This is a genomic window from Sphingomonas sp. SRS2 (assembly GCF_000971055.1).
GTDB lineage: Bacteria > Pseudomonadota > Alphaproteobacteria > Sphingomonadales > Sphingomonadaceae > Rhizorhabdus.
In genome coordinates, this window is record NZ_LARW01000086.1 from 53618 (window position 1) to 73435 (window position 19818).

Sequence of the window (19818 nt, forward strand, 5' to 3'; positions counted from 1 at the left end):
AGCGATGGCGGGCCCTTTTCGTCTCGGAGGATACGATGTCGGACAACGCATCCGATCTGGCGCGCCGTATGGCCATGCAGGCTGAGGCAGTCTGCCGTCATTATCTTTCCAACGGCCGCCGCGAGGGACACTACTGGCTGGTAGGCGATGCTCGCAACACGCCGGGGCGGTCCATGTTCGTCCGCCTAAAGGGCGCCGAGTCCGGCAAGGGCGCCGCAGGCAAATGGACCGACGCCGCTACTGGCGAACACGGCGATTTGCTCGATGTCATCCGCGAGACGCGCGGTCTGGTCGACTTCAACGATGTCGCCGATGAGGCGCGAACCTTCCTTAGCCTTCCGCATCCCGAGCGGCAATCAAGTCCGCGACAGGCGCCAGCGCCGACCGGATCGCCGGAGGCGGCACGCCGGCTCTTCGCCATGTCGCAACCGATACCGGGCACGGTCGTGGAAACGTACTTGCGCCAACGCGGCATCACGGCTTTGCACGGAACCGGATCGCTGCGCTTCCATCCCCGATGCTATTACAGGCCGGGCGAGCACAGTCCGACCGAGAGCTGGCCGGCGATAATTGCATCCGTCACCGACCTTGGCGGCCGGATCACCGGAGCGCACCGCACCTGGCTTGCACCCGACGGCGGCGGCAAGGCGCCGGTTGATACGCCCAGGCGGGCTATGGGCGACCTCCTCGGCCACGCCGTCCGGTTCGGCGTGGCGCATGACGTAATGGCGGCCGGCGAAGGCATCGAAACCATTCTGTCGCTGCGAATGGTCGCGCCCCGTATGCCGATGGTCGCCGCTCTATCGGCCGCGCACCTCGGAGCCGTCCTGTTCCCGGCAACACTCCGCCGACTCTACATCGTGCGTGACGACGACACGGCCGGCGACATCGCGCGAGATAGCTTGGTCGCACGCGCAAACGCTGTCGGGATCGAGGCGATTGCACTGTCGCCAATGCTCGGCGACCTCAATGAGGATCTCAGGCTGATCGGCATCTCTGCACTTCGGGCCAACGTCCGCGTCCAGCTCGCCCCGGAAGATGTCGCACGCTTCATCGCGACAGAGGCGGTGTAGTTCCGGAGGGATGAGACCAGAGCGGCGGCAGCGTCAGCGCTATCGCTCTGGCTGCTTCCCATCTCGCCGGAAAGACCGCGACCCGGCCTTCGAGAGGGCGATCGGCCGTCAAACGGTCCGGCCCGGCAATGGCTGCGCCCGGTTCTTTTCCGCCGGCCCTCCGGGCCTTTGCATCGCGAAGCAAAACAACCGGGCTTCGCCATCCTCCGCTGACGCTTCGGCCCTGCGCTTCGCTCTGGGTGCAGGTCCGGCCCGCCCGACGGCTTTCGTCGCCAGAAGGCCGCGAGGGTCGCGGTCAGACCGACGAAGGAGCATCCCATGACGAGTGATCGCGACGACTTCGAGCCCCATCACGCTTCATCTCCCACCGACCACGTTCTCACCGAACTTCAGCTTTACGGCTTCCGTCCCTTCCAGGACGAACTCGACCCGAGGCCGCTGCCCGAGGGGAACGCCGTCGCCGGCGCCATCGCCGACATCTTCGATGCGCTGATCGTCACCTTGCAGGACACCCGCCTCGAGCCCGATCTCGACGATCTGCTCTGGTCGACCGTCAACCTCTTCCATCGCGCGACCGGCCGGATCGAGCGCGAGCTCGACGACAACGAGCAGGCTCAGCGGCGGAGCCAGCGGGAACAGGACGGCTCCGAGGTGAAGTCCGTCGAGCTGGAGCGGCTTACCGCCGAGGGCCAGACGCTGATCGAACGCCGTGACGCCTTCGAGTTGATGCGCGACCAGGCCGCCCAGCATTTCGAACGCCACACCAACTCATCGTGGCGGCCACGCAGCGGATCGATGGTCAACCATCGCAATCTGACCTCGGCGATGATCGACAGCCGTGACTTCCTCGCCGCCAGGAAGCGCGCCAAGAACGAAGTCCTTCTCCCGGCTGGCTCGAAGATCGCGCTCACCGGCGGCCTCGACTTCAACGATCATCGGCTCATCTGGGCCAAGCTCGATCAGGTTCACGCCAAGCACCCGGACATGGTGCTGTTGCACGGCGGCAGCCCAAAGGGCGCCGAACGCATCGCCGCACGTTGGGCCGATCATCGCAACGTGCCGCAGATTGCCTTCAAGCCCGACTGGACGAAGCACGCCAAGGCCGCGCCATTCAAGCGCAACGACCAGATGCTCGACGTCTTGCCGATTGGCGTCATGCACTTCCCGGGCACGGGCATTCAGGACAATCTCGCTGACAAGGCCCGCAAGCTCGGCATCCCGGTCTGGAAGTTCGGCGGCGCGTAAGCGCCGCCATCTTTCACCTTCCGCCATCCTGATCGGCGAAAGAGTTCAAGGCTGCTGGCGCCAGAACTGCGTGCTGTAATTGTTCAACCCGCGGGAGTGAGAATCGACCGTCGCCTGGAAGGTGTCCGGAATCTTGTCTCCGTCACCGCCTTCCCTGAAATAGTCCCTGACCGAATAGAGCGCACCTCTCATAAAGTGCTCCCAGGTTTGATATAGCCTGTTTTGTAGGTCCTGCTCCTGCTTGGCGGCGCTCGGCTTTCGCTTGGGGGCCGGTGTCGTATAGTCCGGACGAAGATCGACGTCGTGGACGAACGTTATGCTGCCAAACGTCCACTCGTCATCGACAGTTCGGCGCCACCGATAGCTCACCCTGACACTCAGATGCTTGCTGAAGCGATGAGGCGGTATGATCTGGTCATCGACGATGAAGAGCTGCGCTTCCTTCCGTTCGGTTTCCAGCCGTTGCTTCATGGCCCGACGGCGAAGGACAAATCATGGCCTGCACGTCGAAGGGCGTCTCCTGTTTCCGCCCGCTTTCGTGGCGCCTTGGCCACGCGGTGTTTCGCCAGCGCCTGTTCGAAGTAATGGAGTTTTGTCGAGATGTAAGGACCGCAGCTTGTGAGAGGGAGACCATGCAGATCGCCCGATCGTTCTTCCCGGATCGCCTGATCGACAAGCCTGTCCAGATCGTTGGTGTCTATCGCTTTGAGGGCATTCTGTTGATCGCGAGGGATGTTGATCTCTCCCATGCCTTGCTCCCTTACGTTTTGTCTGTTGCGGCTCGAGTGATTGTGACGACCTCTACCGCGCGCCGACTCACAGTCCATTCTAGCCGATCAGCCGTCGCATCGTGACGGTAACGATGTTCCAGCCGAGAGCCACGCGGCCCTGACAACCGGACTCCTGCCGGCGGGCGCCACCCTGCTCGCAGTAGCGCTGATCCTTGGTCCGGCCGAGGGCCTGACGCCATCAACCCGTAAAGGGTCGGCTTACGCGAAGCGTGCCGCCGCTGCGTCTTCGCCTTCGCGGTGATTGCGGCCCTCTGCCGAACACATCGGGCGCCTGTCGCGCGGGGATGGTCCCCGCCTCTGCACAGGAGCCGGATCGATGTCTCAATCCCTCGCTTTCGCTAACGGTTGGAACCTCGCCACCACCCTCATGGTCTGCGTGGTCGTCTTTCATGCTGACACTGGCAACTATGGCGTCATGCCGGCCGCCGAATATGACGGCGATCCCGGCGCCGTGATCCACGAATTCGACCCCTTCCAACCATGAAGGGGCGTAGTGCCACGTAAGCTGCATCGCAGAAGGCCAGCGGGATTTCCACTCCTGCTGACGCCTGTTTGCGGCTATACTCGTGGTCGCGCCGGGGTGGTGGTGGAAGGCGCGACCGTCAGACCTTTTCTCACGGGAGACCATCGCCATGATCTTCATTGGCATCCTCGCCAGCATCGCCGCCATTGGCATGCTCTGCTGGCTCTTGTTCACCCTTGCTGTATTCGCGCTGCCTGCCTTCGTCGGCGTCACTGCCGGAGTCTGGGCCTATCAGACCGGCGCAGGCTGGATCGGCGGCATCGTCGTTGGCCTGGTTGCCGCCGCACTGACGTTCGGCATCAGCCAGTTCCTACTCGCCTTCGCGAGGCCGCTCTGGCTGCGCCTCGCGATCGCGTTCGCATTCGTCGCGCCCGCGGCGCTCGCCGGCTATCACGCCACCCACGGCATCGTGCAGCACACCATGCCCTCCGATACGTGGCAGGTCATCTTTTCCGTCGTCGGTGCGATTGCCGTTGGCATCACCGCGTTCGTTCGGGTGACAGCTATGGCAGCGCCCGGACAGTCGGGGCGGGGCTTGGCGCGTGCCTAACGCTAACAGCAGCGGAGGGTGGAACCTTCGGCCGATCTTCACCGCGCCGCCCCCCGTCATCGAAACCCCGAGATGGCGATAGGCGCGCAGACCTAAGCCTCGGCCGACCCGTGTCGCGTCATCGCAGTCTTCCGCTGGAGCAGCGTGACGCTGTTCGGTCGCGCGATCAAAGCATCGGTGCGCTGGCTTTCTTGCCAGAGCTCTGTCGGCATCGGGACGCGGTCAAGCCTGGAACCGCTCCGTGGAATCGCCGACTCTGTTGCTGCCGAAATCGTGACGGCAGCGCCGTGCCCGCCACGTTCTCCTTGATCAATCTCTGTCTAACCGACCGCTCCAAAACGGCCTCTTCAATGGGCTGATCTGACCGAAGGCCGGCTGCGCCTCGATCGCCTATGCGGCAATGGCGCCTATCGACTTTCTTCCCCTGCCGGCTGTGCCGTCATTCCTCGCGAAACAACAAAGTCGCCTGGCCCCCATCCTCCGCTGCGCTGCGGTCGCAAGCGATGTCGCGTCGATCGCCTCCGGCCTGCCGATCGCCATCGAGACCGCAATGGTGCGGGCTCGGAACAGAGTTCAAGGAGAACTATCATGGCGACCATCGGCACCTTCAAGAAGACCGGCAACAACTACACCGGCGAAATCGTTACCCTAAGCGTTCAGGCCAAGAACGTCCGCATCGTCCCCGAGGAGACTCGCTCCAACGACAACGCCCCTTCGCACCGCGTCTTCGTTGGCAAGGCTGAGATCGGCGCCGCCTGGTCCAAGCGCTCGAACGAAGGCCGCGACTATCTGGGCCTCAAGCTCGACGATCCGAGCTTCACCGCCCCTATCTTCGCCAACCTTTTCGACGACGAAGGCGGCGAGGGCTACAGCCTCATCTGGTCCCGCCCCAGCCGCCGCAACGCGGATTGACCGACTGGCTCAGGACGCCCCGCCCGATCATCGGGCGGGGCAAGTCCTTTCAGGGTTCGCCGATCCGGCTTTTGGCGCAACGTCGGTTTTACGCGTTAGCGGCTTGCCGGCTTTGCACGTTTCCGTCGATCCGACTGTGCGGATCGCGCCGGCGAGTCGGGATTCGCTCCGCGACTCGCTGAGACTTATGTCTCAGCGTCCTCCACCGTCTCATCGAGAAGGTCGGCAGGTCTCACACCCAACGCCTCCGACAAATGCCACATCGTCAACAACGTCACATTCTGCTGGCCCCGCTCCATGCCGCTCACATAGGCGCGGTCCACGCCCATCTTCACGGCGACCGCTTCCTGGCTCAGACCGGCAGCGACGCGATACCTCCTGACGTTGGCTCCAAAAACTCTGCGAATGTCCATCCGCAGGTTAGAAGGCAATCGTGCATTATAGCGCTACGTGTTATAATACACGGCCGCGAAGCCCGCTCGCGATGCCGCAGATGGTCCGGCGCGATGCGTGAAAAGCATCGGGAAATTTCAGTTGTCGGTCTGGTTTGCAGTTGCGATGTGGATACGATCGATTAACCAAAGAAAATGAGCGCGTCGATGACCGTCATTACTTTTCAGGATCGTCCGCCCGACGGTGACCGCCTGACAGGCTACGACGAAAGCCATCTTGCGCTCTATATCCGGCTCCTCGACGCCGCTGCCGAAGGCGCCGATTGGCGTGAGGCGGTGCAAATTCTTTTCGGGCTTGATCCCGACGGCGATCCCGACCGCGCCCGAACGATTCACGACAGCCATCTCGCCCGTGCCCGCTGGATGACCACGACGGGTTATCGCGAGCTCCTCCGTCCCCGTGTGTCCTAGAGCAGGACACTCTTCCCGGTTGTGCGGGGCATCGCGCCCCGCGGTTTTGGGGACTTCCGCCGCGCCTCGGCGGCGGCAAGCTTAGTGTGCAGGGGGCCACTCAAAGCGCGGACCAGGAGACGCGTATGGCCGAGCCGCCCGATTGGCGATTGCATACAACCGAACGCGCGCTGAACCGGCTGGAGCGGCAAGGGTTCGCGTGGGAATTTCTGCGCCGGAATCCCGACTATCGCGGCGACTATGACCGGCTGCGCGGCATTTCGATCAGCCGGTCAGACACCTCATTGCCTCGCAGGAGCGCAGCCCTGCAATGGGGGTTGCGATTTCCTGCTCGATCCCGACCGCTCGGCCAGCGAGACCGCGATTTTCTGGCGGCCCGAGCTTGTCGCAAGTGTTCTGATGCTTGAAGCCGCGCCAGCCGTCTTTCGCACGGCCCGGCGGCTCGAACAGCTCGACCTGACCGACGCCACGCTGCACGCGCACCGCGATGATGGAAGCGCGATCATCCTGGCCGATCCCGATGGTGACCACTATTTGATCGCCGACGCTATCAGCCCGGCTCAACCGCTCGCCGTCCTGATACCGCTCGACGACAGCTTCCACATTCGCGCCGAAGCGGCGTTGCGATTCCAACGCCGCCTGTTCCGACGCGCCGCCGGTCCGCTACCGCGCGCGCTCACACTCACGCCGCGCCACCGCTTGCGGCTGGTGCGCATGGTGCGCGCGCTCGATGGCCGATCCGCGGGCGCGACTTATCGCGAAATCGCCTGGGTGCTGTTCAACAGGCAGTGGCAGTCCGCTACCGAATGGAAGACGTCGTCCATCCGTGCCCAGACGATCCGCTTGGTCAAGGATGCGCACACAATGATGCGCGGCGGCTATCTCCGCCTGCTCGCCGGCCGCTAACCCGCACAACAGTTCGCCTCAACCATCGCCGAGAGGGGTACGCGCACGCGGGGGCCTCACTCCGTCATCCACCTTGACGCCCGTGCTTCGCCATCGTGGTCGTCGCTTCGCCACCGCACGCTGGAGGCGCAGCCGACACCCGGAGGCAGCCATGCCAGCAGCGCGACTCGACACCCCTCCACGCTATCTCCGCACGCCCGAGGCGGCGCGCTTCCTGGGTCTGTCCGGTCGCACTCTGGAGAAGCACCGCACCTATGGCACCGGACCAGTCTATCGCAAGCTTGGCGGCCGCATCGTCTATGCCCTCGACGATCTCCAGGCCTGGGCGGATCGTGGCACACGCCTATCCACGTCCGATCCAGGCCATGACGTTGTACATCCGGCCAAGCCGCATGCGAGACTCACCCAGGCGACTCCCACCCGGCGCGGTGGCGGTGCGTCATGATCGTCGCGCTCCTCAGCCAGAAGGGTGGCGTCGGCAAGACGACGCTCGCGCTGCATCTAGCCGGTGAATGGGCCAGCAGGGGAAGGCGCGTTCTATTCATTGACGCCGACCCGCAGGGCTCGGCGCTGGACTGGTCACAGCAGCGCGGGCGCGAAGGCCTGCCGCGCCTCTTCGGCGTTGTCGGTCTGGCGCGGGACACGCTTCACAGCGAGGCGCCTGAGCTGGCGAGAGACGCAGATCATGTGGTGGTCGACGGACCGCCCCGCGTCGCCAGCCTGATGCGCTCCGCGCTGCTCGCCGCCGACCTGGTGCTGATCCCTGTACAGCCCTCGCCGTTCGACGGCTGGGCCTCCGCGGAGATGCTGTCGCTGTTCCGCGAAGCGCGGATCTATCGTCCACAGCTCGCCGCCCGCTTCGTCCTCAACCGATGCGCCGCGCGCACCATCATCGCCCGCGAGACGGCCGAGACACTGGCCGATCACGATCCGCCGGTGCTCGCGTCCACAATTGGCCAACGTGTCGCTTTCGCCGACACCGCGCGGTCTGGACGCCTCGTCTCGGAAATCAACGGGCACGGCCCGGCAGCGCGCGAAATCACTGCGCTGTGCGCCGAGGTCGGGAGGATCGCGCCATGACGGAGCGATTCCACAAGCGTGCCTTCACTGCACGTCCAGCCGATCCTGAGAGCTGGGTAAAAGCCCCCGATCCGCGCGCCGCGCGCGGTGGCGACGCCGCCAATTTCACCGCGCGCATCACCATCGACGTCACGCCCGACATGCGCGGCCAGATCAAGATCGCCGCGTTTCAGCGCGGCGTCACCGTCGCCGACATGCTGCGCGAACTGCTCGCCCGCGAGTTTCCCCCAACCGAAGGAGATACGCCATGAACGGCGCTGCTCATTTGCGCCGTGTACCGGCGGCGCTCCTCTTCGACGGTCTGACTCGCGTCGAACTGACCTGGATCGAGAAGAGGATCGAATACTGGATTCGGTTCGGCCGAGACGTCCAGGAACAGATTCTCGACCGCCGCCAGCGAGTCGTCAGCTTCCCGCCCCATAGCGTCTTCGCCTTTGTCCGTTGGGCGGCCAATGACTTCGGGACGATCATCTCACGCATCGACATCCTGCGCGCGGTCTCGCCGGGCGAACCCTATCAGACGCTGCCCTTCGTGCGCCCCGGCGGCGACATTCTGCTGAAGGCCGAGAGCTGGCCGAAAGTCGAACGCGTCCTGCAGATTGTCGACGCCATCGAGGCGATCGGCATCAATCCGGCCGAGGTCTCGCCGCATCACTGGCGGCACGTTCACAATCGTCTCTCTGCCGGCCAGGAGCCGCGCAGCTACACGGCCGACCAGCATCGAGCCATCCTTCTGCGTCGGAAGGTCGAGCCATGACCCGCTTCGGCTACGTCATGACGACGTACTTCACCGTGATGCTGATCGGTGGCCTGTCTTTCATCCACGTCACGCCCAGGCTGATCTGGAATGCGTCCGCCAGTACGCCGGTCGGCCTCTATTCAATCGATCGGTCGCCGCAGCTCGAAGTGACCGACTTGGTCGCCGTGAACGCACCCGAGCCGCTCGCCTCGTTCCTCGCCGAGCGCGGCTACCTGCCTCGCGGCCTCCCGCTCATGAAACGCGTCGCCGGTCTATCGGGGCAACAAGTCTGCCGCACCGGCGCACACGTCACCGTCGACGGCATCGCAATGGGCGATGCGCTGACGCGCGACCGTCTCGGCCGCGATCTTCCCATTTGGCAGGGCTGCCGGCGCATCGCCGACGGCGAGATCTTCCTCATGAACTGGTCCGTCGAGGACAGCCTCGACGGTCGCTACTTCGGTCCGATCTCCGCCCGCTCGATCATCGGCCGCGCAACGCCCGTGTGGACCGATGAAGACGGCAGCGGCCGCTTCGAATGGCGCGCCGCGACGCGGTGAACGACGCGCCTACTCGACCTCACCGCATAACAAAGGAGTCTTTCCATGCCGCAGATCGGCGAATTCACGCGCACAAAGAACGGCTACGCCGGCCACATCCGCACACTCTCGCTCGACCTCGATATCGTGCTTGTCCCCGCCGAGCACACCGACGCCGAGAATGCGCCGGACTATCGCGTTCACCACGGCAACGATGACGGACCTGAGATCGGCGCCGGATGGAAACGCACCGGCGAAAAGGCCGGCGATTACGTCTCCCTGCAGATCGACGATCCCACCCTGGCCCAGCCGATCCGCGCGAACCTCTTCCAATCGACAGAGGACAAATCCGCCTGGAGCCTGCACTGGAATCGTCCGCCCAAGCGCGGCGAGCGGGACTAAACGATGTCCGGCCCGCGCCATCAAGCTGTCGTCGGGCGGCCAAACGCCGTCCGACCGACAGCCTTCCTTCTCCTTTCCGGCCTGCTCCTCGCCGCGCCACTAAGCGCTACAGCGAACGCTCAGAATGCACCCGCCACCCGCACGGCGCCGACCCATCCGTTCGCGGCCAACATTGACGAGGCCGCACGGCGTTTTGGCATTCCGGCCGCGTGGATTCGCGCCGTCATGCGTGCGGAAAGCGCTGGCGATGTGCGCGCGATCTCCTCTGCCGGCGCGATGGGCCTGATGCAGATCATGCCCGGTACGTGGGCGGAGCTGCGCGTCCGCCATAGGCTCGGGCGCAACCCATACGATCCGCGCGATAACATCCTGGCCGGCGCTGCGTACTTGCGCGAGTTGTATGATCGCTACGGTTCGCCGGGATTTCTTGCGGCCTACAACGCGGGACCAGGGCGCTACGAAGAGTATCTCGCGGGCCGCCCGTTGCCGGCCGAGACCCGCGCCTATGTAGCCGCGCTGGTCCCTTCCTTCGGCGGCGGTGACCTGCCCGGTGCAGTCACCGTCGCCGCGGCTGATCCTCGCGCCTGGACTCGCGCACCGTTGTTCATCACGCGCGCTGGCGGCACCACCGCTGTCGATCCAGCGCAGACGGAAAGCCCTCCGGATGACGCTCCGGCAGCAACTCCGGCGCGCGAGACTTCTGCGATCGTCCCGCAATCCTCGGGCCTGTTCGTGGCGCGCTCGGATGGTGGAGGCCCGCGATGACGGCGCTTCGCCCGGATCGCGGTCTGGCGGGCTCCAGCGCATCATGGAGTGCGTGGAGGGGGAAGCAGGGCAGCACAACCGCACGATGGCAGGATAAAGGGGCGCGATGTGCGCCTCGGTTCGGTTGTGCTTTTTCAATGGCTTACGCTGCGAATTCGCGAGGTGCGCCTGTTCGGCGCAGCCTGCGGCTCCGGCGATTTCATAAGCAAATCAGCGCTATCGCGCGATGTGCGGTCTTGCCGCCATGAGCGACGACAACGATTTCCGCGTCCGGCCAGGCCGCATCCGCTCGACGCGCGCGCAGCGCGCGAGACCGTTCATCGCCCAAGCGTTGGCCGCCGCCCAGCGCGCGGGCGGATCGGTCTCCCGGCAAGGGACGATCGGTCCCGGCCACCGCTCTCGGTTCGGCCGCGGCCAGCGTGCATCGTTGCAGGCCAATCGGCTCATCACCTCCCGCTCGCGCGGCGCTGTCGTCAAGGCGCGTGTGGTCCGCCACGGCGGACGCAACGCACCGCTCGCGACCCACCTGAACTATCTGCGCCGCGAGGGCGTCACCCGGGATGGAGAGAAGGCCCGGCTGTTCGGGCCTGGCGCCGATGACGCTGACCCGAAGGCGTTCGCGGAGCGGTGCGAGAATGACCGGCATCATTTCCGGTTCATCGTATCGCCCGACGACGCCGTCGAAATGGCGGACCTCAAGACCTTCGCGCGCGATCTCGTCGGGCAGATGGAAAAAGACCTCGGCGCCAAGCTCGATTGGGTCGCCGTCGACCATTGGAACACCGAGCATCCGCACCTCCACCTGATTGTGCGTGGCGTGCGCGAGGATGGCGAAAACCTCGTCATCTCCCGCGACTACATCAAGGAGGGCATGCGCGACCGGGCGCGCGACCTGATCACCCAAGAACTCGGACCGCGCACCGATCATGAAATCCGCCGCACGCTCGAGCGCCAAGTCGACACGGAGCGCTGGACCAATCTTGATCGGCAGCTCGCCCGCGACAGCTACCGCACCGGCGTCGTCGACCTCGCGCCGCGGCCCGACCGCCAGCCTGACGAATTTCATGCGCTCAAGGTCGGACGCCTGCGAAAGCTTGAGTCCCTCGGCCTCGCCGATCAGATCGGTCCCGGCCAGTGGGCGATTTCGGAGAACGCCGAGACGACGCTACGCCAGCTCGGTGAACGCGGCGACATCATAAAGCGCATCCATCGCGGCCTGACCGAACACGGCATCGAGCGCGGCGCGTCCAACTATGTGCTCGCCGGGGAAAGCCTGGACGATCCTGTCGTCGGCCGGCTGGTCGCCCGCGGTCTCGACGATGAGCTGAAGGGTACAGCCTATGCCGTGGTCGACGGCATGGACGGCCGCACCCATCACATCAAGCTGCCCGATCTCGACGCCGCCGGCGATAGCGCGCCCGGCTCAATCGTCGAGCTGCGCAGGTTCGACGACGCGAAGGGGCAGCGTCGCGTCGCGATGGCGGTCCGATCAGACCTCACCATCGAGCAGCAGATCACCGCGACCGGCGCCACTTGGCTTGATCGACAGGCGATCGCCCGCGAGCCGGTTGCGCTCGGTGGCGGGGGCTTCGGCGCGGAGGTGCGCGACGCCCTGGACCGGCGCGCCGAACACCTGATTGGGCGAGGTCTGGCCGAACGTCAGAACCGCGGCGTCAGCTTCAGCCGCAACCTGATCGAGACGCTCCGCCGGCGCGAGTTGGACGCCGTGGGCGCCAAGATCGCGGCAGAAAGCGGCCGCCCATTCAATAAGGCTGCGGCGGGGGAATACGTCGCTGGCGCCTACCAGCGGCGCATCGCGCTCGCCTCCGGCCGCTTCGCGATGATCGATGACGGCCTCGGCTTCCAGCTCGTGCCCTGGTCGCCCTCACTCGAAAAGAAACTCGGCCGGCATGTCTCCGGTCTCGCGCGCAGCGATGGCGGCATCGACTGGAGCTTCGGCCGCAAGCGGAGGCTGGGCCTGTGAACAGCACGCCTCATCAAGAAAGGACTCCACTATGTCGGCCACCAAAATCCTCTGGGGCCAGATCCTTGTCGTCTCCCTGATTGTGCTCGCGACCACCTGGGCCGCGACGCAGTGGACGGCATGGCAGCTCGGCTTCCAGCCGCAGCTCGGCCGGCCATGGTTCGAACTCTTCGGCTGGCCGATCTACTATCCGCCGGCCTTCTTCTGGTGGTGGTACTTCTACGATGCCTATGCACCGCACGTTTTCGTCGAGGGCGCCTATATCGCGGCATCCGGCGGCTTCATCGCCATCGCGGTCGCCATCGGTATGTCGGTCTGGCGCGCGCGCGAGGCCAAGAATGTCGAGACCTACGGCTCGGCGCGCTGGGCGCGAGCCGATGAAGTCCGGGCGGCCGGCCTGCTTGGACCCGATGGTGTGGTGCTCGGCAGGTTCGACGGCGCCTATCTTCGTCATGACGGACCTGAGCATGTGCTGTGCTTCGCCCCGACCCGCTCCGGCAAGGGCGTCGGCCTTGTTGTGCCGTCGCTGCTGACCTGGCCAGGCTCCGCCATTGTTCACGACATCAAGGGCGAGAACTGGCAGCTCACCGCCGGCTTCCGCGCCCGACACGGCCGGGTGCTGCTGTTCGACCCGACCAACGCGAAGTCGTCCGCCTACAACCCGCTGCTCGAGGTCCGCCGCGGCGAATGGGAGGTTCGCGACGTCCAGAACATCGCCGACATTCTCGTCGATCCCGAAGGGAGTTTGGAACGCCGCAATCATTGGGAGAAGACGTCCCACGCGCTGCTGGTCGGCGCCATTCTGCACGTTCTATACGCCGAGACCGACAAGACGCTCGCCGGCGTCGCCGCCTTCCTGTCCGACCCCAAGCGGCCGATCGAGTCGACGCTCGCCGCCATGATGAAGACGGCGCATCTCGGCGAAGCTGGACCGCACCCGGTCATCGCGTCGGCGGCGCGTGAGCTGCTGAACAAATCAGACAATGAGCGGTCCGGCGTGCTGTCCACCGCCATGTCGTTCCTCGGGCTTTACCGCGATCCGGTAGTGGCCGAAGTGACTCGCCGCTGTGATTGGCGCATCACCGACATCGTCGGCGGGACGCGGCCATCGACGCTCTACCTCGTGGTGCCGCCGTCCGACATCGCGCGCACCAAGCCGCTGATCCGGCTTCTCCTCAACCAGATCGGACGCCGCCTGACCGAGGACCTGCGGGCAAAGGGAGGCCGACACCGTCTGCTCCTCATGCTCGACGAGTTTCCAGCGCTCGGGCGCCTCGACTTCTTCGAGTCCGCGTTGGCCTTTATGGCCGGCTATGGCCTGAAGAGCTTCCTGATCGCGCAGTCGTTGAACCAGATCGAGAAAGCCTATGGCCCGAACAACTCGATCCTCGACAACTGCCATGTCCGCGTCAGCTTCGCGACCAATGACGAGCGGACGGCCAAGCGCGTGTCGGATGCGCTGGGCACCGCGACCGAGATGCGCGCGATGCGGAACTATGCCGGACACCGGCTCAGCCCTTGGCTCGGCCATCTGATGGTGTCGCGATCGGAGACGGCGCGCCCGCTGCTGACGCCGGGCGAGGTGATGCAGCTCCCGCCCGCGGACGAGATCGTCATGATCGCGGGCACGCCGCCGATCCGGGCGAAGAAGGCGCGCTACTTCGAGGATCGCAGGTTTCAGGAACGCATCCTGCCACCGCCGGCGCTGGCAAAGACAGCGGCGGCAAAGCCGGACGACTGGAGCAAGATGCCGCTGCCGCCGCGGCCGGAGATCGGGGGCGCCGCCGCAAAGGATGGCCAGGGCGACGACGAGGACCCGACCGGCTCGGAACGCCGCCACCAGCCCGAGCTGAACAAGGCCGGGACCGTCGAGAAGAAGGCGCCGATCGACAACGAGTTCGACCTCGATGGTCCCGACGACGCCGATGACGACGCCGCGCGCGCACGCCGGCTGAACCAGGTGATGCAGGGCGTCGCGCGGCAGGTCTCGCTCGATCCCAACGACGGCATGGACCTCTGAGCGTGGCGATCATGAAGATTCCGAAGAAGCAGCGCCTCTCGGTCTATCTCGATCCGGACATCATGAAGGCGCTCGCCGCTTATGCCGCTCGTCGCGATCAATCGCGATCCCTGGTCGCGGAAGCGGCGATCGCATCCTTCCTGTCACCCGACACCGCCGAGCGCCAGGAAGCCGCGACCACCAAGCGATTGGACCAGCTCGACCGGCGCATGACGCGCATGGAACGCGACCTCGGCATTTCGGTGGAAATGCTCGCGGTGTTCGTCCGCCACTGGCTCACCACCAACCCGCCATTGCCGGAGCCAGCCCAGGCGGCCGCACGCGCACAGGCGGGCGAGCGGTACGACGCCTTCGTCGCCGCGCTCGGCCGACGACTCGCGAAGGGACCGAAGGTGCGTGAGGAGATTTCCGAAGACGTCGCAGGTGTCCCGGGCGCGTAATAATCGTCGCCCCGGGCATCGCAAGAGTTTGTCCGTTCCGCCGTCGCCCTGTCTTTGTACGCCACAGCACTACGACCCCATCCTGCTTGTTGTCATGACCTGATTTCTGCCTCTTCTACTGATCCCCGATCCAGGGCCGCATGTTTGCGGTCCCGCGCAGAACGGGGACGACATGGCGGTTTCTCACCAGCAATCTGAAGCGATCCTTCGAGGCGCGCGCATGTTGCGCACCGCCCTTGGCCCCGCCATCGCCGGATTCCTGGAAGACCCGTCGATCGTCGAGGTGATGCTCAATCCCGATGGACGGCTCTGGATCGACCGGCTGTCCGAGGGCCTTTCCGACAGCGGAGAGCGTCTGTCGCCCGCGGACGGCGAGCGCATCGTCCGCCTCGTCGCGCATCATGTCGGCGCAGAGGTTCATTCCGGTTCACCACGCGTTTCGGCGGAGCTTCCCGAAACGGGGGAGCGGTTCGAAGGCCTCTTGCCTCCTGTCGTGGCGGCGCCGGCGTTCGCGATCCGCAAACCCGCCGTCGCTGTCTTCACGCTCGATGACTACGTCGCCGCCGACATCATGTCGGTCGAACAGGCGGAGGTGCTCCGCCACGCCGTCGCGGACCGCCGCAACATCCTCGTCGCCGGCGGCACCTCGACCGGCAAGACGACGCTCACCAACGCGCTGCTCGCCGAGGTGTCGAAGACCTCCGACCGCGTCGTTCTGATCGAGGACACGCGCGAGCTGCAATGCGCCGCGCCCAACCTGGTCGCCATGCGGACGAAGGATGGCGTCGCATCGCTCTCCGATCTCGTCCGCTCCTCGCTTCGCTTGCGCCCCGATCGCATTCCGATCGGAGAGGTGCGCGGCGCCGAGGCGTTGGATTTGCTCAAGGCATGGGGGACGGGCCACCCGGGCGGCATCGGCACGATCCACGCCGGCACCGCGATCGGCGCGCTGCGCCGCCTCGAGCAGCTCATTCAGGAAGCCGTCATCACCGTCCCGCGCGCGCTGATCGCCGAGACCATCGATCTCGTCGCCGTGCTCAGCGGCCGCGGCTCGACCCGTCGCCTCGCCGCACTCGCCCGCGTCAAAGGCCTTCAGCCGGACGGCGACTACCGCGTCATCCCCGCAACCCAGCCCGTCTCAGGAGACCCCGAATGATCCGTCATGCCTTGCTCGCGCGCCGTCACATCGCGACAGCCGTGTCCGTCACCGTCGTCAGCATGATGCTGGCGCCGGCGGCTTATGCTTCCGGCTCATCGATGCCGTGGGAAGCGCCGCTGCAGTCCATCCTCGAATCCATCGAGGGACCTGTGGCCAAGATCATCGCCGTGATGATCATCATCATCACGGGTCTGACGCTCGCCTTCGGCGACACATCAGGCGGTGCGCGGAAGCTGATCCAGATCGTCTTCGGCCTGTCGATCGCCTTCGCCGCGTCGAGCTTCTTCCTGTCGTTCTTCTCTTTCGGCGGCGGAGCGCTCGTTTGATGGCGAGCTTGATCGATAGCACCGGCGACGTGCCGGGCTACGCCGTCCCGGTCCATCGGGCGCTCACCGAGCATATCCTGCTCGGCGGCGCGCCGCGCTCGATCGCCATCCTCAACGGCACGCTCGCGGCGGCGCTCGGCCTCGGCCTGCGCCTCTGGCTGGTCGGTCTCGGGCTCTGGGCGATCGGGCATTTCGCGGCGGTGTGGGCGGCCAAACGCGATCCGCAATTCGTCGACGTGGTGCGCCGTCACCTGCGCATCCCCGGCCACCTGAGCGCGTGAGGCCCCGATGATGAACCTTGCCGAATATCGCCGGACCTCAACCCGCCTCGCGGATTTCCTGCCCTGGGCCGCGCTCGCGGGCGAGGGCATCGTCCTCAACAAGGACGGCAGCTTCCAACGCACCGCTCGCTTTCGCGGTCCCGACCTCGATTCCGCGGTGCCGGCCGAACTTGTCGCCGTCGCCGGCCGCCTCAACAACGCCTTCCGCCGGCTTGGCTCGGGATGGGCGATCTTCGTCGAGGCGCAGCGGCATGGCGCCGGCGCCTATCCGGCGAGCCGCTTTCCCGAGGCCGCGTCCGCCCTGGTCGACGCCGAACGCAAAGCCGATTTCGAGGAAGACGCCTCGCACTTTGAGTCCAGCTACTTCCTGACCTTCGTCTACCTGCCACCGGCCGAGGACGCCGCCCGCGCCGAAAGCTGGCTGTATGAAGGCAAGGCCGAAAACGGTCTTGACCCACATGAGGCGTTACGCGGCTTCGCTGATCGCACCGATCGCGTGCTCCAGCTCGTCGAGAACTTCATGCCGGAATGTGCATGGCTCGATGACGGCGAGACGCTGACTTATCTTCATTCGACCGTCTCGACCAAACGCCATCGTGTGCGCGTGCCCGAGACGCCCATGTATCTCGATGCGCTGCTGGCCGATCAGCCGCTCACGGGCGGATTGGAGCCGCGCCTCGGCGACAAGCATCTCCGCATCCTGACCATCGTCGGCTTTCCGACCGCGACCACGCCCGGGCTGCTCGATGACCTCAACCGGCTCGCCTTCCCGTATCGCTGGTCGACGCGCGCCGTCCTTCTCGACAAGACCGACGCCACCAAGCTGCTCACCAAGATCCGCCGGCAATGGTTCGCCAAGCGCAAGAGCATCATGGCGATCCTGAAGGAGGTGATGACCAACGAGGCGTCGGTCCTCGTCGACACCGATGCGGCGAACAAGGCGGCCGATGCCGATCTCGCGCTTCAGGAACTCGGCGCGGACTATGCCGGTCAGGCCTATGTCACCGCGACGGTCGCCGTCTGGGACGCCGATCCACGCATCGCCGCCGAGAAGCTGCGCCTGGTGGAGAAGATCGTTCAGGGCCGCGACTTCACCGCGATGGCTGAGACGATCAACGCCGTCGACGCCTGGCTTGGCTCGCTGCCCGGCCATGTCTACGCCAACGTCCGGCAACCGCCGATCTCGACGCTCAATCTCGCCCACATGATTCCGCTGTCGGCGGTGTGGGCGGGGCCGGAGCGGGACGAGCATTTCGGGCAACCCCCCTTGCTTTATGGCAGGACCGAAGGCTCGACCCCGTTCCGGTTTTCCCTTCATGTCGGCGATGTCGGTCACACGCTCGTCGTCGGACCGACGGGCGCCGGCAAATCCGTGCTCCTGGCGCTGATGGCGCTCCAGTTCCGGCGCTATCCCAACTCACAGGTTTTCGCCTTCGACTTCGGGGGAAGCATCCGAGCCGCGGCGCTCGCGATGGGCGGTGACTGGCACGATCTCGGCGGCGGTTTGACCGGGGGCGTGGCCGACAGCGTGTCGCTGCAACCGCTCTCCGGCATCCACCACGTGCCGGAACGCGCGTGGGCGGCGGATTGGATCGTCGCCATCCTGCAGCGCGAGGGCGTGACGATCGAGCCGGAGGTGAAGGAATACATCTGGACTGCGCTGACCTCGCTGGCGAGCGCGCCCGTCGGCGAACGCACGCTCACCGGACTGGCCGTCCTCCTTCAATCGAACGATCTCAAACAGGCGCTCCGGCCCTATTGCGTCGGCGGCGCCTGTGGCCGGCTGCTCGACGCCGAGAACGAGCATCTTGGCGAAGCCTCTGTGCAGGCGTTCGAGACCGAGGGCCTGATTGGCACCGGCGCCGCACCGGCCGTGCTCGCCTATCTCTTCCACCGCATCGAGGACCGCCTTGACGGCAGCCCCACGCTGCTCATCGTCGATGAAGGCTGGCTGGCGCTCGACGACGAGGATTTCGCTGGTCAGCTCCGCGAGTGGCTGAAGACACTGCGCAAGAAGAACGCCTCCGTCGTCTTCGCCACCCAATCGCTTTCCGACATCGACAGCTCGGCGATCGCGCCCGCCATTATCGAGAGCTGCCAGACGCGGCTGTTGCTGCCGAATGAACGTGCGATCGAGCCGCAGATCACCGCGATCTACCGCCGCTTCGGGCTCAATGACCGCCAGATCGAGATCCTCGCCCGCGCGATGCCGAAGCGCGATTACTACTGCCAGTCCCGGCGGGGCAACCGGCTGTTCGAGCTCGGTCTGTCCGACGTGGCGCTGGCGCTCTGCGCCGCTTCCTCGAAGACTGATCAGGCCGCGATCGAACGCATCGTGGCGGAGCACGGCCGCGAAGGATTCCTGCCGGCCTGGCTGCGTCTGCGCGGCGTCGCCTGGGCCGCCGACCTCATCCCCAACCTCAATAACCTGGAGACCCAGCCATGATCTTCCGTCGCTCGCGCGCGGCGCTTCTTGCCGCGTCGATCCTTTCCGTCCCCGTGGCGATGTCGCCCGTGATGGTCCAGCCCGCGTCCGCGCAATGGATCGTCTACGATCCGACGAACTACGTGCAGAATGTGCTCTCAGCGGCCCGCGCGCTGGAGCAGATCAATAATCAGATCACCTCGCTTCAGAACGAAGCGACGATGCTGATCAATCAGGCGCGCAACCTCGCGAGTCTGCCTTACTCCTCGCTTCAGCGCCTGCAGCAGTCCGTGCAGCGGACGCAGCAACTCCTCGCTCAGGCGCAGCGCATCGCCTACGACGTCCAGCAGATCGACCAGGCCTTCACGTCCACCTACGGCAACGCGTCGCTCTCGGCATCGGATCAGCAACTCGTGGCGCAGGGGCGCGAGCGCTGGCAGAACACGGTCGGCGGCTTGCAGGACGCCATGCGGGTGCAGGCCGGTGTTGTCGGCAACATCGAGACCAACCGCGCCGAAATGTCGGCGCTCATCGGTCAAAGCCAGGGCGCGACCGGCGCCCTGCAGGCGGCGCAGGCCGGCAATCAGCTCCTCGCGCTGCAGGCCCAGCAGCTCGCCGATCTCACGGCTGTCGTTGCCGCGAACGGGCGGGCCCAAGCCCTGTCCGAAGCGGAGCGCGCGGCGGCTGCCGAGCAGGGTCGCGAGCAGCGCCGCCGCTTCCTGACCCCCGGCAGCGGCTATCAGCCCGGCAACGCCCGCATGTTCCCGAATGGCAACTAAGGCCCCTCGCGAGGAT

26 protein-coding genes are annotated in these 19818 nt (G+C 65.7%); 23 read left to right on the plus strand and 3 right to left on the minus strand.

Annotation, left to right across the window (positions count from 1 at the left end; translation table 11 throughout):
* Positions 1–35: 35 nt before the first annotated feature.
* Together WP12_RS11215 and WP12_RS11220 are read left to right on the plus strand one after the other, a co-directional pair.
* A complete protein-coding gene (locus WP12_RS11215; protein ID WP_046193798.1) occupies positions 36–1073 on the plus strand; it encodes a DUF7146 domain-containing protein in 1038 nt (345 codons plus the stop codon).
* Between the two features lie 318 nt (positions 1074–1391).
* Positions 1392–2318: a DUF2493 domain-containing protein gene (locus WP12_RS11220; protein WP_046193799.1), complete on the plus strand. Its 927-nt coding sequence runs from the start codon at positions 1392–1394 to the stop codon at positions 2316–2318.
* Positions 2319–2363: 45 nt separating this feature from the next.
* Here the strand turns inward: WP12_RS11220 and WP12_RS25520 are convergent, their stop codons facing one another.
* Both WP12_RS25520 and WP12_RS25525 read right to left on the minus strand, forming a co-directional pair.
* Entirely contained in the window at positions 2364–2789 is a 426-nt protein-coding gene (locus WP12_RS25520; RefSeq protein WP_200894501.1) for a hypothetical protein, read from the minus strand.
* Entirely contained in the window at positions 2786–3067 is a 282-nt protein-coding gene (locus tag WP12_RS25525; protein WP_200894502.1) for a hypothetical protein, read from the minus strand. Before WP12_RS25525 ends, WP12_RS25520 begins: the two co-directional genes overlap by 4 nt.
* A 358-nt stretch (positions 3068–3425) precedes the next feature.
* Between WP12_RS25525 and WP12_RS25530 the strand changes: the two genes are divergently transcribed.
* From WP12_RS25530 to WP12_RS11235, 3 genes are all read left to right on the plus strand, one after another.
* On the plus strand, positions 3426–3593 hold the full coding sequence (locus WP12_RS25530; RefSeq protein ID WP_168226284.1) for a hypothetical protein: 168 nt from the start codon (positions 3426–3428) through the stop codon (positions 3591–3593).
* A gap of 148 nt (positions 3594–3741) precedes the next feature.
* Complete coding sequence (locus WP12_RS11230; protein WP_046193800.1) at positions 3742–4182, plus strand: hypothetical protein; 441 nt, start codon at positions 3742–3744, stop codon at positions 4180–4182.
* 588 nt (positions 4183–4770) lie between these two features.
* Positions 4771–5094, plus strand: a complete 324-nt coding sequence (locus tag WP12_RS11235; RefSeq protein ID WP_046193801.1) for a DUF736 domain-containing protein — start codon at positions 4771–4773, stop codon at positions 5092–5094.
* A 185-nt stretch (positions 5095–5279) separates the two neighbouring features.
* Here WP12_RS11235 and WP12_RS11240 read toward each other — a convergent pair whose 3' ends face one another.
* The gene (locus WP12_RS11240) at positions 5280–5507 is read right to left on the minus strand and encodes a helix-turn-helix domain-containing protein (RefSeq protein ID WP_046193802.1); all 228 of its coding nucleotides are present in this window, start codon (positions 5505–5507) and stop codon (positions 5280–5282) included.
* A gap of 186 nt (positions 5508–5693) precedes the next feature.
* On the opposite strand from WP12_RS11240, the gene WP12_RS11245 reads away from it, so the two are divergent.
* From WP12_RS11245 to trbJ, 18 genes are all read left to right on the plus strand, one after another.
* A complete protein-coding gene (locus tag WP12_RS11245; protein WP_046193877.1) occupies positions 5694–5957 on the plus strand; it encodes a DNA -binding domain-containing protein in 264 nt (87 codons plus the stop codon).
* Positions 5958–6082: 125 nt separating this feature from the next.
* Positions 6083–6364, plus strand: coding sequence for a transcriptional regulator domain-containing protein (locus WP12_RS25535; RefSeq protein ID WP_200894503.1), 282 nt, complete (start codon positions 6083–6085; stop codon positions 6362–6364).
* The gene (locus WP12_RS23440; RefSeq protein ID WP_200894504.1) at positions 6357–6863 is read left to right on the plus strand and encodes a DUF2285 domain-containing protein; all 507 of its coding nucleotides are present in this window, start codon (positions 6357–6359) and stop codon (positions 6861–6863) included. The genes WP12_RS25535 and WP12_RS23440 overlap by 8 nt, the downstream gene beginning before the upstream one ends.
* A 151-nt stretch (positions 6864–7014) precedes the next feature.
* The gene (locus WP12_RS11255) at positions 7015–7308 is read left to right on the plus strand and encodes a helix-turn-helix transcriptional regulator (protein ID WP_046193803.1); all 294 of its coding nucleotides are present in this window, start codon (positions 7015–7017) and stop codon (positions 7306–7308) included.
* The gene (parA, locus tag WP12_RS11260) at positions 7305–7943 is read left to right on the plus strand and encodes a ParA family partition ATPase (RefSeq protein ID WP_046193804.1); all 639 of its coding nucleotides are present in this window, start codon (positions 7305–7307) and stop codon (positions 7941–7943) included. The genes WP12_RS11255 and parA overlap by 4 nt, the downstream gene beginning before the upstream one ends.
* Positions 7940–8194, plus strand: coding sequence for a ribbon-helix-helix protein (locus tag WP12_RS11265; protein ID WP_046193805.1), 255 nt, complete (start codon positions 7940–7942; stop codon positions 8192–8194). The genes parA and WP12_RS11265 overlap by 4 nt, the downstream gene beginning before the upstream one ends.
* Positions 8191–8700 carry a DUF2840 domain-containing protein gene (locus WP12_RS11270; protein WP_046193806.1) on the plus strand — a complete coding sequence of 170 codons (510 nt, stop codon included), beginning with the start codon at positions 8191–8193 and terminating at the stop codon, positions 8698–8700. The genes WP12_RS11265 and WP12_RS11270 overlap by 4 nt, the downstream gene beginning before the upstream one ends.
* Positions 8697–9242, plus strand: coding sequence for a S26 family signal peptidase (locus WP12_RS11275; RefSeq protein ID WP_046193807.1), 546 nt, complete (start codon positions 8697–8699; stop codon positions 9240–9242). Before WP12_RS11270 ends, WP12_RS11275 begins: the two co-directional genes overlap by 4 nt.
* Before the next feature lie 45 nt (positions 9243–9287).
* Positions 9288–9623, plus strand: a complete 336-nt coding sequence (locus WP12_RS11280; RefSeq protein WP_046193808.1) for a DUF736 domain-containing protein — start codon at positions 9288–9290, stop codon at positions 9621–9623.
* A gap of 3 nt (positions 9624–9626) precedes the next feature.
* Complete coding sequence (locus WP12_RS11285; protein ID WP_046193809.1) at positions 9627–10388, plus strand: lytic transglycosylase domain-containing protein; 762 nt, start codon at positions 9627–9629, stop codon at positions 10386–10388.
* Between the two features lie 244 nt (positions 10389–10632).
* The gene (locus WP12_RS11290; RefSeq protein ID WP_046193810.1) at positions 10633–12372 is read left to right on the plus strand and encodes a relaxase/mobilization nuclease domain-containing protein; all 1740 of its coding nucleotides are present in this window, start codon (positions 10633–10635) and stop codon (positions 12370–12372) included.
* 31 nt (positions 12373–12403) lie between these two features.
* Positions 12404–14392 carry a conjugal transfer protein TraG gene (locus WP12_RS11295; protein WP_046193811.1) on the plus strand — a complete coding sequence of 663 codons (1989 nt, stop codon included), beginning with the start codon at positions 12404–12406 and terminating at the stop codon, positions 14390–14392.
* An 11-nt stretch (positions 14393–14403) separates the two neighbouring features.
* A complete protein-coding gene (locus WP12_RS11300) occupies positions 14404–14832 on the plus strand; it encodes a ribbon-helix-helix protein, CopG family (protein ID WP_200894508.1) in 429 nt (142 codons plus the stop codon).
* A 172-nt stretch (positions 14833–15004) separates the two neighbouring features.
* On the plus strand, positions 15005–15988 hold the full coding sequence (gene trbB, locus WP12_RS11305; RefSeq protein ID WP_046193812.1) for a P-type conjugative transfer ATPase TrbB: 984 nt from the start codon (positions 15005–15007) through the stop codon (positions 15986–15988).
* Positions 15985–16317 (plus strand): TrbC/VirB2 family protein, encoded by a 333-nt coding sequence (locus tag WP12_RS11310; RefSeq protein WP_046193813.1) that lies wholly within the window; start codon positions 15985–15987, stop codon positions 16315–16317. The genes trbB and WP12_RS11310 overlap by 4 nt, the downstream gene beginning before the upstream one ends.
* Positions 16317–16598, plus strand: a complete 282-nt coding sequence (locus tag WP12_RS11315) for a VirB3 family type IV secretion system protein (protein WP_046193814.1) — start codon at positions 16317–16319, stop codon at positions 16596–16598. Before WP12_RS11310 ends, WP12_RS11315 begins: the two co-directional genes overlap by 1 nt.
* 7 nt (positions 16599–16605) lie before the next feature.
* The gene (gene trbE / locus WP12_RS11320; RefSeq protein ID WP_046193815.1) at positions 16606–19044 is read left to right on the plus strand and encodes a conjugal transfer protein TrbE; all 2439 of its coding nucleotides are present in this window, start codon (positions 16606–16608) and stop codon (positions 19042–19044) included.
* Positions 19041–19802 (plus strand): P-type conjugative transfer protein TrbJ, encoded by a 762-nt coding sequence (gene trbJ, locus WP12_RS11325; RefSeq protein ID WP_046193816.1) that lies wholly within the window; start codon positions 19041–19043, stop codon positions 19800–19802. Before trbE ends, trbJ begins: the two co-directional genes overlap by 4 nt.
* Positions 19803–19818 lie beyond the last annotated feature (16 nt).